The sequence below is a fragment of the Pseudomonas sp. LBUM1676 genome (assembly GCF_059695605.1).
In genome coordinates this window covers 5,003,612-5,016,898 of record NZ_CP166777.1, presented here as the reverse complement: position 1 = coordinate 5,016,898, position 13,287 = coordinate 5,003,612, and the positions used below count along the sequence as shown (strand labels likewise).

Below are 13,287 nucleotides of genomic sequence, written 5' to 3'. Positions count from 1 at the left end.
CCATGAAGGGCCGGGCGCCGGAGCGCGACGCGGCGTACAACTTCGCCTACCTCGACGAGCAAACCAAACGCATGATCCGCCGCGCCTTGCTCAAGGCGGTGGCCATCCCCGGTTACCAGGTGCCGTTCGGCGGACGCGAAATGCCGTTGCCTTATGGTTGGGGCACCGGCGGCATGCAGTTGACCGCCGCGATTCTGGGGGCGGACGACGTGCTCAAGGTCATCGACCAGGGCGCGGACGACACCACCAACGCGGTGTCGATCCGCCGCTTCTTCGCCCGCACCGCTGGCGTCGCCACCACCGAAAGCACGCCGGATGCCACGGTGATCCAGACGCGCCACCGCATCCCGGAAACGCCGCTGCACGCCGATCAGATCATGGTCTATCAGGTGCCGATCCCTGAGCCGTTGCGCTTTATCGAACCCTCGGAAACCGAGACCCGGACCATGCACGCCCTCAATGATTACGGGGTGATGCACGTCAAGCTCTACGAAGACATCGCCACCTTCGGCCACATCGCCACCGCTTACGCCTACCCGGTGATGGTCGACGAACGCTACGTGATGGACCCCTCGCCAATCCCCAAATTCGACAACCCGAAACTCGACATGAGCCCGGCGCTGATGCTGTTCGGCGCCGGTCGGGAAAAGCGCCTGTATGCGGTGCCACCGTTCACCCGGGTCACCAGTCTCGACTTCGAGGATCACCCTTTTGAAGTGCAGAAGTGGGACGAGTGCTGCGCCATCTGCGCCAGCCACGATTCGTTCCTCGATGAATTGATCATCGACGACGCCGGGACCCAGAGTTTCGTCTGTTCCGACACTTATTACTGCGCCCGGCGCGTCAGTCAGCAGGAGCAGGGCCAATGAATCAGGCGTTGAAGAACCCACCGTCCACCGCCACCGCCGAGCCCTTGCTGCGAGTGCGTGACCTGTCGTTGCTGTACGGCCTGGAGAAGGGCTGTCAGGACGTCAGCTTCGACTTGTACCCAGGCGAGGTACTGGGGATTGTCGGCGAGTCCGGTTCGGGCAAGTCGACCTTGCTCTCGTTGCTCAGCGGGCGCCTGCCGCCCCAGCGCGGCAGCATCGGTTACCGCGACAAGCAGGGCCAATGGCTCGATCTGTACAGCGCCAGCGAAGCCGAGCGCCGAACGTTGCTGCGCACCGAGTGGGGCTTCGTCGAGCAGAACCCACGGGACGGTTTGCGCATGGGCGTTTCCGCCGGCGCCAACATCGGCGAACGCCTGATGGCCCAGGGGGTACGCAATTACCAGCAACTGCGCGGGGCCGGGATCGACTGGCTGAGCCAGGTGGAAATCGACCCGCTGCGCATCGACGACCTGCCCCGGACGTTCTCCGGGGGCATGCAGCAGCGGCTGCAGATTGCCCGCAACCTGGTGTCGAGTCCGCGCCTGGTGTTCATGGACGAGCCAACCGGCGGCCTCGACGTGTCAGTGCAGGCACGACTGCTCGACCTGTTGCGCGGGCTGGTGCGGGAGCTGGATCTGGCGGTGGTGATCGTCACCCATGACCTGGCCGTGGCCCGCCTGCTGGCGGATCGGCTGATGGTGATGCGTCGCTCGCGGGTGGTGGAAACCGGCCTGACCGACCAGATCCTCGATGATCCGCAGCACCCTTACTCGCAACTGTTGGTGTCTTCGGTGTTGCAGCCGTGAAGCCCCGCCCATCTGTGGAAAATCGAGCGATGAATACCTTGATCGAGGTCCGTGACCTCTCGAAAACCTTCACCCTGCATCAACAGCATGGCGTGGTCCTGAACGTGCTGCGCGGGGTGGATTTCAGCGTCGCGGGCGGTGAATGCCTGGTGCTGCACGGCCAGTCCGGTGCCGGTAAAAGCACCTTGCTGCGCACGCTGTATGGCAACTACCTGCCGGCTGGCGGCAGTATTCGCGTACAGCACGACGGTCACTGGCTGGAACTGGTGGGCGCCGAGCCGCGGAATATTCTGCAAGTGCGCCAGCGAACCCTGGGCTATGTCAGTCAATTCCTGCGGGTGATCCCGCGGGTGGCCTGTCTGGATGTGGTGATGGAGCCGGCCCTGGCCCGTGGCTGGTCGAGAAGCCTGGCGCAATCACGCGCCGAACTCCTGCTCAGTCGCCTGAACATTCCACAACGCCTGTGGCAATTGGCGCCCGGCACTTTCTCCGGTGGCGAGCAGCAACGGGTCAACATTGCCCGCGGCTTTATGGTGACCTGGCCGGTGCTGCTACTCGACGAACCGACCGCCTCCCTGGACGACACCAATCGCCAGGTGGTGCTGGAGCTGATGAACGAAGCCAAGGCGGCAGGCGCCGCGTTGATCGGCATCTTCCACGACCGCACCGCCCGCGAGGCGGTTGCCGATCGCCATCTCGACATGACCCCAGCCGCTGTGAACCACGAGGAATACGCCGATGCCCGCTGAACAGATCCTCAGCAATGCCCGCCTGGTCACCGCTGACCGTGTGTTCCTAGGTACCCTGGTGTTGCGCGACGGCTTGATCGCCGACATTGCCGAAGGCCCGAGCCGGTTGCCCCAGGCCCAGGACTTGAACGGGGATTTCCTGTTGCCTGGCCTGATCGAGTTGCACACCGACAACCTGGAAAAGCACATGACCCCGCGCCCCGGTGTCGACTGGCCATCGACCTCGGCGGTGCTCAGCCACGATGCGCAGATCATCGCCGCCGGCATCACCACGGTGTTCGACGCCGTGTCCATCGGCGACGTGAACCCCAAGGGTAATCGCATGCAGAAACTGCCGGCGATGCTCGAAGCCATCGCCAGCGCTTCCAGCGCGGGGCTGACCCGTGCCGAACACCGTTTGCACCTGCGTTGCGAACTCTGCCACCCGGACACCCTGAGCGTGTTCCGCGACCTGGTGGAACATCCTTTGGTGCAACTGGTGTCGGTGATGGACCACTCGCCGGGTCAGCGCCAGTTTGTGCAGGAATCCAAGTACCGTGAGTACTACATGGGCAAGTACCACCTGACGACGACACAGATGGATGAGTTCATCGTCCTGCAAATGGCCAACTCCCGTGAGTACAGCACCCGCTATCGCACGGCGATCGCGCAGCACTGTCTGGCCCGAGGCCTGTCCGTGGCCAGCCATGACGACGCGACCCTGGCGCATGTCGAAGAGTCGGCGCGCCACGGCATGACTATTGCCGAGTTCCCGACCACTTTTGAGGCGGCGCGGGGCAGCCAGCAACAGGGGATGAAGGTGTTGATGGGCGCGCCGAACATCGTGCGCGGCGGTTCTCACTCGGGTAACGTGGCCGCTGCAGAACTGGCCGCCGCAGGGCTGCTGGATATCCTGTCCAGCGACTACTACCCGGCCAGTCTGCTGCAAGCGGCGTTTTTGCTGGCGGCCCACGACACCGGGTGCAACCTGGCGCAGGCGGTGCGCATGGTCACCCAAGCCCCGGCCAGGGCCGCAGGATTGAACGATCGGGGCGAGATTGCACCGGACTTGCGCGCAGACCTGGTGCAGGCCCGGAGTCAGGACGGGTTGCCGGTGGTCCAACAAGTCTGGCGACAGGCGAAGAGGGTGTATTGATGGCGGGCAGGTTGATCTATCTCATCGGACCTTCTGGTTCGGGCAAGGACAGCCTGTTGGATGCGGCACGAACGGCACTGGGCGCACGCGGCTGTCGCATGGTGCGGCGGGTCATCACCCGCTCGGCGGAAGCGGTAGGGGAAGCGGCGCAAGGTGTCACTGCGCAACAGTTCGCCGAGATGGAGGCTCAGGGCGCGTTTGCCCTGAGCTGGCACGCCAATGGCCTGGCCTACGGCATCCCGCGGGAAATCGACGATTGGCTGGCGGCGGGGCATGACGTGCTGGTCAATGGCTCGCGCGGTCATCTGCCGGCAACACGCCGGCGTTATCCCGGCCTGCTCGTGCTGCTGCTGACCGTCGATCAAGCGGTTTTGCGCAAGCGTCTGCTGGCGCGGGGGCGGGAGTCGGTCACCGAGATCGAGGCGCGGCTGGCGCGCAATGCCCGTTTCAGCGAGCGCGTGCTTGCCGACCATGATCCGGCACTGTATGTGATCGACAATTCAGGGTCGCTGGAGCATACGGTCGAATGCCTGCTGGCCTGCGTCGACGGGCAACCGGAATGCGCCTGACCTTGTTGGGCACCGGTGACGCCCGACAAGTGCCGGTCTATGGCTGCGATTGCGCGGCCTGCGACCTGGCTCGCAAGGACGAAGGCCGAAGGCGCCGCCCTTGCAGCGCGTTGATCGAATGTGGCGACCAGCGCTGGTTGATCGACAGCGGCTTGCCGGACCTGACCGAGCGCTTCGCGCCGCGCAGCTTCAACGGCATTTTCCAGACCCACTACCATGCCGATCACGCTCAGGGCCTGTTGCATCTGCGCTGGGGACAGGGGCTGGTCATTCCGGTGCATGGGCCGGTGGACCTGGAAGGCCTGGCCGACCTCTACAAACACCCCGGCATTCTCGATTTCAGCCAACCGTTCGAAGCCTTCGACACCCGTCAGTTCGGCGCACTCAGCGTCACGGCGTTACCGCTGCAACACTCCAGACCCACCCTCGGCTATCTGCTGGAAGGCGAGGGACGGCGCATTGCCTACCTGACCGACACCGTAGGCTTGCCGCCGGCCACCACAACCTGGCTGCAAAAAGCACCCCTTGATGTATTGGTACTCGACTGCTCGATACCGCCACAGCCTCAGGCTCCGCGTAACCATAACGATCTGAATCTGGCGTTACGGTGCATCGAGGACTTGCGACCGGAGTTGGCGGTGTTGACCCATGTCGGGCATGCGCTGGATGCGTGGTTGCTGGAGCACCGGGGTGAGTTGCCGGGGAATGTCAGGGTTGGATTTGATGGGTGTGTGGTTTAGCGGAAAACGTCCTTAAATCACACGCAGTAAAACAACCGAACGTCGTACTCCGGATTTTTGTGCTTGAGTAAAGATAACTCTGGGGTTACTTTTGTTCAGGCCAAAGCAAGGAGGCTGGGGTGCAAAGCAGGTTATTGATCAAGGAGCTGGAAGAGGCGGGCTGGACGCTGGATCGGGTCACAGGCAGTCATCACATCTTCACTCACCGTTACAACCCATCCACGATTCCCGTCCCCCATCCAAAAAAGGATTTACCGATCGGGACGGTCAAAAGCATCAGGAGGCGTGCCGGGCTGATTGGCCCGCAAGCCGGTTGCACAGGAGATCCATAATGCAATATCCAATCTGTATCGAGTGGGGCGACGAGAACACCGCCATCGGTATTCAGATCCCCGATATTCCAGGCGCGGTAACCGCCGGGGATACGTTCGAAGATGCCTACAATGCGGCAATCGAAATTGCCCACATCATGCTGCAAGAGATGGCGGCTGACGGGGAATCGATTCCAATGCCGAGTTCAGCGGCTGCGCATCGCGGCAATCCTGAGTTTGTCGACATGGGCTGGGGAATGCTGGAGCTGGACATTGCGCCGTACATGGGCAAGACCGAGAAGGTCAATGTCACGCTGCCTGGCTATGTGATTCAGCGTATTGACCGATATGTGCGCGAGCACAATGTCAAAAGCCGCTCCTCCTTTCTGGCGGATGCGGCGATGGAGAAGTTGGTTCGGCATTGAGAGGTGTCAGTCATATCGCCACGCCGGATCGCCCGGGTGGCGATCCGACGATGCTTTTTGACAATTTACGCGGTAGCGAGCGAACGCTTCTCTGAAACACTCAAAAACCGCAACAACGCCAGCAGTGGAAACGCACTACCGACAATCACGATCCACAACCATCCACCCCGTTCATATACCGCACTGGCCACCGACGAGCCAAACGCGCCACCGATGAAGATGCTGGTCATGTAGAGTGCATTCAGACGGCTGCGGCTTTTGGCGTCGAGGGCGTAGATCGCGCGCTGGCCGAGCACCATGTTCATCTGCACGCAAAAGTCGAGTACCACACCGGTAACCGCGAGGCCGATGACGCTGTAGACCGGATGGATGAAAGCCGGCAGGAAGCTCAGGCTGGCGAACAGCAGGGCCAGCAGTGATGCGATGCGGGTGTGTCCGGCATCGGCCAGGCGACCGGCGATGGGCGCGGCAATGGCGCCGATCGCGCCGACCAGGGCGAAGATCGCGATCTGGGTTTGCGACAGGCCATGATTGCGCGCCAGCTCCAGCGGTACGGCGGTCCAGAACAGGCTGAAGGTCGCGAACATGCAGCCCTGGTAAAACGCGCGCTGACGCAATACCGGTTCTTTACGCAACAGGGTCCAGAGAGATCCCAGCAACTGACCATAGGAAGCACTGTGATCAGGCTGGCGCTTGGGAATAGTCACTGCCAGCACGATGCTGATCGCCGCCATCAAGACTGCTGCAATCACAAACATCGCCCGCCAGCCGAAATGATCAGCCACGATGCTGGACACCGGACGCGCCAGCAGGATCCCCAGCAACAGACCCCCCATGATCCCGCCGACCACCCGCCCGCGAGATTCTTCCGGCGCCAGGTGCGCGGCCAGCGGAATCAGAATCTGCACCGACACCGAACTGAAGCCCACCAGCAGCGAAATCAGCAAAAACACGTTTGGCTGATCGGTGAACGCCGCGCCCAGGAGGCTGGCAATCGCCACCACGCTGGTGATGATCATCAGTCGGCGGTTCTCGAGCAGATCACCCAGCGGCACCAGGAATAACATGCCCAGCGCGTAGCCAATCTGGGTCAGCGAAACGATGAGACTGGCCATGTTGTTGGTCAAGCCGACGTCCGGAGCAATCAGGTCGATGATTGGCTGGGCGTAGTAGAGGTTGGCAACAATGGCGCCGCAGCAGAAGGCGAACAGCAGCACCATGCCTCGGGTCATTGTCGCGGTGCCGTGGGACACCTGGGTTGCTGGACTCATAATGGGTCTCGCTAAACTGAAGGGAAGGCGCGCAGGCTAAGCGGCAGGCCAAAACGGCGGAAGAGGGGTTGGATCGATAACAATTATTACAGCGCGTAATGAATGACCCCGGTGTGTGTGGGGTTGCGCTACATCGGCTCAGCTGCGGTGCCACAGGAAGACGGCAGCCTCAAGGCCCTGGAAGTCCACGTCTTCCCACCGGAACTGGCCGGCAGCGGCGACGGGCATCGACCCTTCGACCTGGCCAAGGGCAGCAGCATGACCAACGGCAGTGTCGGCGATCTGGTGGTGAGCAACGGCCGTGTGCTGACCGTCAACTACAAGGGTGGGCAACAGAAGATTCTGATGCCGGAGGATGTGCCGATCGTCAATCTGTTGCCGGGGGATCGTAGCTTGCTGAAGGTTGGGGTGAAGATTGTGACGTTTGTGACCCAGAGTGCTGACGGCACGCTTACGGCCCAGTCAATTTCGGCGGGCAAGGACGGCGTGACACCGCCGATGTAACTGTGTGTCGCAGAACCTGTGGGAGCGGGCTTGCCCGCGAAGGCGGTGTGTCAGTCAACATCTGTGTTGAATGTGAAGCCGCTTTCGCGAGCAGGCGCTCCCACAAAAAAGGCGACCTTCTCAGGTCGCCTTTTCATTGGGCTCAGGAATTACTGACCGCTGTAAATCTGATCAAAAACCCCGCCATCATTGAAGTGGGTCTTCTGCACGGTGCGCCAGTCACCAAAGGTCTTCTCCACCGACAGGAAATCCACTTTCGGGAAGCGATCGGTGTACTTGGCCAACACCGCCGGATCACGTGGACGCAAGTAGTTCGCTGCGGCAATCTCCTGACCTTGCGGCGACCACAGGTACTTCAAGTATTCCTCGGCGGCCGCGCGGGTGCCTTTCTTCTCGACCACTTTGTCGACCACCGAGACCGGCGGCTCGGCTTCCGCGGAAACGCTTGGGTAGATAACTTCGAACTGATCGCGGCCAAACTCGCGAGCGATCATCTCCGCTTCGTTTTCAAAGGTCACCAGCACGTCGCCAATCTGGTTGGTCATGAAGGTGGTGGTGGCTGCACGGCCACCGGTGTCCAGCACTGGCGCTTGTTTGAACAGTTTGCCGACGAAATCCTTGGCCTTGTTCTCGTCACCGCCGTTTTTCAACACATAACCCCAGGCCGAGAGGTAGGTATAGCGGCCGTTGCCCGAAGTTTTCGGGTTCGGCACTATCACTTGCACGCCATCCTTGAGCAGATCCGGCCAGTCTTTAAGGGCTTTCGGGTTGCCTTTACGCACGATGAAGACGGTGGCCGAGGTGAATGGCGCGCTGTTGTTCGGCAGACGGGTCACCCAGTTGTCCGGGACCAGTTTGCCGTTGTCCGCCAAGGCATTGATGTCGGTGGCCATGTTCATGGTGATGACGTCGGCCGGCAGGCCATCGATGACCGAACGCGCCTGTTTGCTGGAGCCGCCGAAGGACATCTGCACCGTGATGTTTTCGTTGTGTTCGGCTTGCCAGTGTTTCTGGAAGGCAGTGTTGTAGTCCTTGTAGAAATCGCGCATCACGTCATAGGACACGTTGAGCAGGGTCGGTGCGGCCTGAGCCACGCTGGTCAATGCCAGGACAACGGCCAGAAGTGAGGCGCCAAAGAGTTTTTTCACTGCGCATTCCTTGTTCTATAAAAGTTTTATTTAATAGTGAGGCAATTTGCCAGCGACTATAGCCGGGCTCGCATAGTCCTTTAAAGATTAAAAAGCACTTTGCTTATTCCAGTTTCTTGAACAGTGCATTACCGCAGCGCGAGCAGAATGCCGCACCTTGCTCGTGGCTGTTTTTCTTGCACACCGGGCAATCGGTCTGTTGCTGTTCACCGCGCATGGCATTGGCCAGTTCGGCGGTGAAGATCCCGGTCGGCACGGCGATGATCGAATAACCGGTGATCATCACCAGCGACGAAATCACCTGTCCCAATGGCGTCTTGGGCACGATGTCGCCAAAGCCCACGGTAGTCAGCGTGACGATAGCCCAGTAGATGCCCTTGGGAATGCTGGTGAAGCCATGCTCCGGGCCTTCGATCACATACATCAGGGTGCCGAACACGGTCACCAGGGTGCAGACGCTGACCAGAAACACCACGATCTTCTGCTTGCTGCCGCGCAGTGCCGACATCAAGTAGTTGGCTTGTTTGAGGTACGGGCTGAGCTTGAGCACGCGGAAGATCCGCAGCATCCGAATGATCCGGATGATCAGCAAGTACTGCGCATCGCTGTAATACAGCGCAAGAATGCCGGGCACGATCGCCAGCAAATCCACCAGTCCGTAGAAGCTGAAGGCATAGCGCAACGGCTTGGGCGAGCAGTACAGACGAAGGCCGTATTCGATGGCGAAGATGAGCGTGAAGCCCCACTCGATGTACGCCAGCACATTGGCGTAGTTCTTGTGGATCGTGTCGATGCTGTCGAGCATCACGATCACCAGGCTGGCGAGGATGATCAACAGCAGAATGCCGTCGAAGCGCCGTCCGGCCTTGGTATCGCTCTGGAAAACCATGACGTAAAGCTCTTCACGCCAGTTTTTGCTTCTGTCCATGGAAAACGCCTGAACCGGGAATCAGCGAAGCCTAGGGCGATTCCCGGTGATTGCGCAAGGTGCACTGTCCACGGCGGCCTGGCGCAGCACACGAATACCGGCACGGATCAGCCAGCAGGCGAGGATAAATGGTGCGGTCAAGGTGGCCAGGCCGAGTGCGGCAAAGCCTGGGGTGAGCAGTATTGCCAGGACGATGCCCAGCAGTGGCAGCCAGGGTTGGCGGCGAACCTGACTGAAGGCGAGGGCGGCGAGCACCGGGTTGTAGCTGCTCAAACCCAGTAGCGCACCTGAAGTTTCGTGATGCAAAAGAGCGAATCCGAGGCCGGCTGCCGAGCCGAGCAACGCCCAGAAAAAAGCCCGTCGATCCGCGATCAGTAACCCCGTCGCAATCAGCGCACCGGCCAACGGATGTCCTAGAAACATCACCTGACCGAGCCCCTTCAATGGGGCGGCGAGGACATTGAGGGTATTGAGTTCAATCAGCGGCGCCGAACTCTGGGGCGCGGCAAACGCGAGCAGCAACCAGCTCAACCCGACAAAGGGGGCGGTGTAGGCAGGCAGGCAATGATGATCGCGGGCGCGTTTGAGCCATTGTTGAGTCAGCATCGCACTCAGGCCGCCGGCGGCGATGATCAGCGGCGGCAAGAGCGCCGACCAGGGAAAATAAAGGCTCAGCAGCAGGCCGAGCAAGACACCGTTGTAACTGAACAGCCCGGCCTGGCGATCGGCCTTGGCGTATCCGCGACGTTGGGCGGTGAGTAAGCCGGCGACACCGCCCAGCAGTGCACCGCCGAGCAGAACTGGCGCGGTGAAGAGAATCGCCAACAGGCACAGCAGGCCGCACAGCGGATGGCGCTGGAGGAAGATCTGGCTGAAACCGTTGAGCAGGGCGGTGGCCCAATCGGGGCAGTGGGTGTTGAAGTGGTTGGCAGGCATTTTGGTTCTGTGGGTCAGTGGGAGCAAGTCGCCTGCTTCGCGAGCAGGCTCGCTCCCACACTGATTCTCTGTTCAGTCATTGAATTTGTGGTGAACACAAATCCAACTGTGGGAGCGAGACCGGCTTGCCGGCGAAGGGGCCGGTGCGGGCGCTAAATCAACGTCTCGATACGCAGTGAGTTAGTCGACCCCGGCTGCCCAAACGGCACACCCGCCGTGATCAGCAACGTATCCCCGCGCTGAGCCATCCCCTGCGCCTGCGCAATCTCCAACGCCGTCGAACACACCTCATCCACCTGCCGCAACCGATCATTGACCACCGAATGCACCCCCCACGCCACCGTCAAACGGCGCGCGGTCTGCAGGTTCGGCGTCAGGTTGAGGATCGGCACCGTCGGCCGTTCCCGCGCCGCACGCAGACTCGAAGTGCCCGATTCGCTGTAATTCACCAGCACCGCCACCGGCAGTACGTTGCTGATACGGCGGATTGCGCAGCTGATCGCATCGGAAACAGTGGCCTCGGCCTTCGGCCGGCTTACGTCCAGTTGCGCCTGATAGTCCGGGCCGTTTTCCACCTGGCGGATGATCTTGCTCATCATCTGCACCGCTTCCAGCGGGTAGTCGCCGGAGGCGGTTTCCGCCGACAGCATTACCGCATCGGCACCTTCGGCCACGGCGTTGGCAACGTCCGTCACCTCGGCGCGGGTCGGTGCCGGTGAGAAGCGCATCGACTCCAGCATCTGCGTTGCCACCACCACCGGTTTGCCCAGCTGACGGCAGGTGCTGATGATGTTTTTCTGAATCTGCGGCACGCTTTCGGCTGGCACTTCCACGCCAAGGTCACCGCGAGCAACCATGATCGCGTCGCTCAATTCGGCGATTTCCCGCAGCTGAGTCACCGCCGACGGCTTCTCGATCTTGGCCATCAGGAATGCTTTATCGCCGATCAGTTCGCGGGCTTCGCGAATGTCTTGCGCACGCTGCACGAACGACAACGCCACCCAATCCACGCCCAGCTCCAGGCCGAAGCTGAGGTCGCGCCGATCCTTGGCGGTCAGTGGACTTAGCTCGAGCACCGCTTGCGGCACGTTGACGCCTTTGCGGTCCGACAGTTCGCCGCCATTGAGCACCGTGGTGTCGATGGCATCGGCGTACTTGCTCACTACCCGCAGACGCAGCTTGCCGTCGTCGAGCAGCAGGTCCATGCCCGGTTCCAGCGCGGCGATGATTTCCGGGTGCGGCAGGTTGACCCGCCGCTGATCCCCCGGCGTCGGGTCCAGGTCCAGGCGCAACGCCTGGCCGCGATGCAGTTGCACCTTGCCCTCGGCAAACTTGCCGACCCGCAGTTTCGGACCTTGCAGGTCCATCAGAATCCCCAGCGGATAGTTCAGCTGGCGCTCGACTTCACGGATCCACTGATAGCGTTGGGCATGGTCGGCGTGATCGCCGTGGCTGAAATTCAGGCGGAAGATATTGACCCCGGCCCGCACCAGCTCACGGATGTCGTCGATCCCTCGGGTGGCCGGGCCGAGGGTGGCGAGGATTTTGACTTTTTTGTCAGGCGTCATGTTTAGGGCTCTCGAGAATCAGGATGGCACGGAAGTCGTTGACGTTGGTGCGGGTCGGCTCGGTGACGATCAGTGCGTCCAGCGCCTCGAAATAGCCATAGCCATTGTTGTTGTCCAGCTCGTCGCTGGCGCTCAGGCCCAGGGCGGCGGCGCGAGCATGGCTGGCCGGGGTCATGATCGCGCCGGCATTGTCCTCGGAGCCGTCGATGCCATCGGTGTCGCCAGCCAGGGCGTAGACGCCGGGCAGGCCTTTGAGGCTGTCGGTCAGGCTCAACAGAAATTCGGCGTTGCGTCCGCCACGGCCGTTGCCACGGACAGTGACGGTGGTTTCACCGCCAGAGAGGATCACGCAGGGGGCCGCCAGCGGCTGACCATGCAGGACCACTTGCCGCGCGATGCCGGCGTGAACCTTGGCCACTTCCCTGGATTCGCCTTCCAGGTCACCGAGGATCAGCGGGCTGAAACCAGCCTGGCGGGCTTTCACCGCAGCGGCTTCAAGCGATTGCTGTGGGCGGGCAATCAACTGGAAGTGACTGCGTGCCAGGCTCGGGTCGCCGGGTTTGACCGTCTCCGATTCCGGGCTTTGCAGCCAATTGCGCACCGAGACCGGGACTTCAATGCCGTAGCGCTTGAGGATCGCCAGGGCTTCGGCGCTGGTGCTCGGATCGGCCACGGTGGGGCCGGAGGCGATGACCGTGGCGAGGTCGCCCGGCACATCGGAAATCGCATAGGTATAAACAGTGGCTGGCCAGCAGGCCTTGCCCAGACGCCCACCCTTGATTGCCGAGAGGTGTTTGCGTACGCAATTCATCTCGCCGATGGTGGCGCCGGATTTGAGCAGGGCTTTGTTGATCGACTGTTTGTCGGCCAGGGTGATCCCCGTCGCCGGCAGTGCCAGCAACGCAGAGCCGCCGCCCGAGAGCAAAAAGATCACTCGATCGTCTTCGGTCAGGTCGCTGACCAGCGCCAGCACCCGTTTCGCGACGGCCAGACCCGCGGCGTCAGGTACCGGGTGAGCGGCTTCGACCACTTCGATTTTTTCGCAAGGGGCACCGTGACCGTAACGTGTCACCACCAGACCTGTCACTTCACCCTGCCAGCAGCGCTCGACCACCTGGGCCATGGCCGCCGCGGCCTTGCCGGCGCCGATGACGATCACCCGACCGCTGCGGTCGGTGGGCAAATGGGCTTCGAGGACTTGCTGTGGATGGGCGGCGTCGATGGCTGTGGCAAACAGCTCGCGCAGCAATTGTTGCGGATCGACCGACATGGCGGGCTCCCGGAATTCTTGTTATTTGGAGGGCGACTCGGTTCCCTGTGGGAGCCAG

14 protein-coding genes and 1 pseudogene are annotated in these 13,287 nt (G+C 61.6%); 9 read left to right on the top strand and 6 right to left on the bottom strand.

Annotation, left to right across the window (positions count from 1 at the left end; all coding sequences use genetic code 11):
* Positions 1–2 precede the first annotated feature (2 nt).
* From ACA041_RS23090 to ACA041_RS23055, 8 genes are all read left to right on the top strand, one after another.
* Entirely contained in the window at positions 3–869 is an 867-nt protein-coding gene (locus ACA041_RS23090; RefSeq protein ID WP_497442157.1) for an alpha-D-ribose 1-methylphosphonate 5-phosphate C-P-lyase PhnJ, read from the top strand.
* The gene (phnK, locus tag ACA041_RS23085) at positions 866–1,675 is read left to right on the top strand and encodes a phosphonate C-P lyase system protein PhnK (RefSeq protein WP_497437855.1); all 810 of its coding nucleotides are present in this window, start codon (positions 866–868) and stop codon (positions 1,673–1,675) included. Before ACA041_RS23090 ends, phnK begins: the two co-directional genes overlap by 4 nt.
* Positions 1,676–1,704: 29 nt before the next feature.
* The gene (gene phnL / locus ACA041_RS23080; RefSeq protein WP_497437854.1) at positions 1,705–2,424 is read left to right on the top strand and encodes a phosphonate C-P lyase system protein PhnL; all 720 of its coding nucleotides are present in this window, start codon (positions 1,705–1,707) and stop codon (positions 2,422–2,424) included.
* The gene (locus ACA041_RS23075) at positions 2,414–3,559 is read left to right on the top strand and encodes an alpha-D-ribose 1-methylphosphonate 5-triphosphate diphosphatase (protein WP_497437853.1); all 1,146 of its coding nucleotides are present in this window, start codon (positions 2,414–2,416) and stop codon (positions 3,557–3,559) included. The genes phnL and ACA041_RS23075 overlap by 11 nt, the downstream gene beginning before the upstream one ends.
* Positions 3,559–4,128: a phosphonate metabolism protein/1,5-bisphosphokinase (PRPP-forming) PhnN gene (gene phnN / locus ACA041_RS23070; RefSeq protein WP_497437852.1), complete on the top strand. Its 570-nt coding sequence runs from the start codon at positions 3,559–3,561 to the stop codon at positions 4,126–4,128. Before ACA041_RS23075 ends, phnN begins: the two co-directional genes overlap by 1 nt.
* Positions 4,119–4,868, top strand: a complete 750-nt coding sequence (phnP, locus tag ACA041_RS23065) for a phosphonate metabolism protein PhnP (protein WP_497442156.1) — start codon at positions 4,119–4,121, stop codon at positions 4,866–4,868. Before phnN ends, phnP begins: the two co-directional genes overlap by 10 nt.
* A 119-nt stretch (positions 4,869–4,987) precedes the next feature.
* Positions 4,988–5,200 carry a type II toxin-antitoxin system HicA family toxin gene (locus tag ACA041_RS23060; protein ID WP_497437851.1) on the top strand — a complete coding sequence of 71 codons (213 nt, stop codon included), beginning with the start codon at positions 4,988–4,990 and terminating at the stop codon, positions 5,198–5,200.
* Positions 5,200–5,604 carry a type II toxin-antitoxin system HicB family antitoxin gene (locus tag ACA041_RS23055; protein WP_154851222.1) on the top strand — a complete coding sequence of 135 codons (405 nt, stop codon included), beginning with the start codon at positions 5,200–5,202 and terminating at the stop codon, positions 5,602–5,604. The genes ACA041_RS23060 and ACA041_RS23055 overlap by 1 nt, the downstream gene beginning before the upstream one ends.
* 65 nt (positions 5,605–5,669) lie before the next feature.
* On the opposite strand, the gene ACA041_RS23050 is transcribed toward ACA041_RS23055, so the two are convergent.
* Positions 5,670–6,875: an MFS transporter gene (locus ACA041_RS23050; RefSeq protein WP_497437850.1), complete on the bottom strand. Its 1,206-nt coding sequence runs from the start codon at positions 6,873–6,875 to the stop codon at positions 5,670–5,672.
* Positions 6,876–7,004: 129 nt separating this feature from the next.
* On the opposite strand from ACA041_RS23050, the pseudogene ACA041_RS23045 reads away from it, so the two are divergent.
* Positions 7,005–7,379: pseudogene (locus tag ACA041_RS23045) on the top strand (hypothetical protein); the annotation flags it as partial.
* 149 nt (positions 7,380–7,528) lie between these two features.
* Here ACA041_RS23045 and ACA041_RS23040 read toward each other — a convergent pair.
* From ACA041_RS23040 to ACA041_RS23020, 5 genes are all read right to left on the bottom strand, one after another.
* Positions 7,529–8,527: a sulfate ABC transporter substrate-binding protein gene (locus ACA041_RS23040; RefSeq protein ID WP_497437849.1), complete on the bottom strand. Its 999-nt coding sequence runs from the start codon at positions 8,525–8,527 to the stop codon at positions 7,529–7,531.
* Positions 8,528–8,630: 103 nt separating this feature from the next.
* On the bottom strand, positions 8,631–9,455 hold the full coding sequence (locus tag ACA041_RS23035) for an ion transporter (protein WP_497437848.1): 825 nt from the start codon (positions 9,453–9,455) through the stop codon (positions 8,631–8,633).
* Positions 9,456–9,476: 21 nt separating this feature from the next.
* Positions 9,477–10,391 carry an urea transporter gene (locus ACA041_RS23030; RefSeq protein ID WP_497437847.1) on the bottom strand — a complete coding sequence of 305 codons (915 nt, stop codon included), beginning with the start codon at positions 10,389–10,391 and terminating at the stop codon, positions 9,477–9,479.
* Positions 10,392–10,543: 152 nt separating this feature from the next.
* Positions 10,544–11,959, bottom strand: coding sequence for a pyruvate kinase (gene pyk, locus ACA041_RS23025; RefSeq protein ID WP_497437846.1), 1,416 nt, complete (start codon positions 11,957–11,959; stop codon positions 10,544–10,546).
* Positions 11,949–13,229: a glycerate kinase type-2 family protein gene (locus tag ACA041_RS23020; protein WP_497437845.1), complete on the bottom strand. Its 1,281-nt coding sequence runs from the start codon at positions 13,227–13,229 to the stop codon at positions 11,949–11,951. Before ACA041_RS23020 ends, pyk begins: the two co-directional genes overlap by 11 nt.
* Between the last annotated feature and the right edge of the window lie 58 nt (positions 13,230–13,287).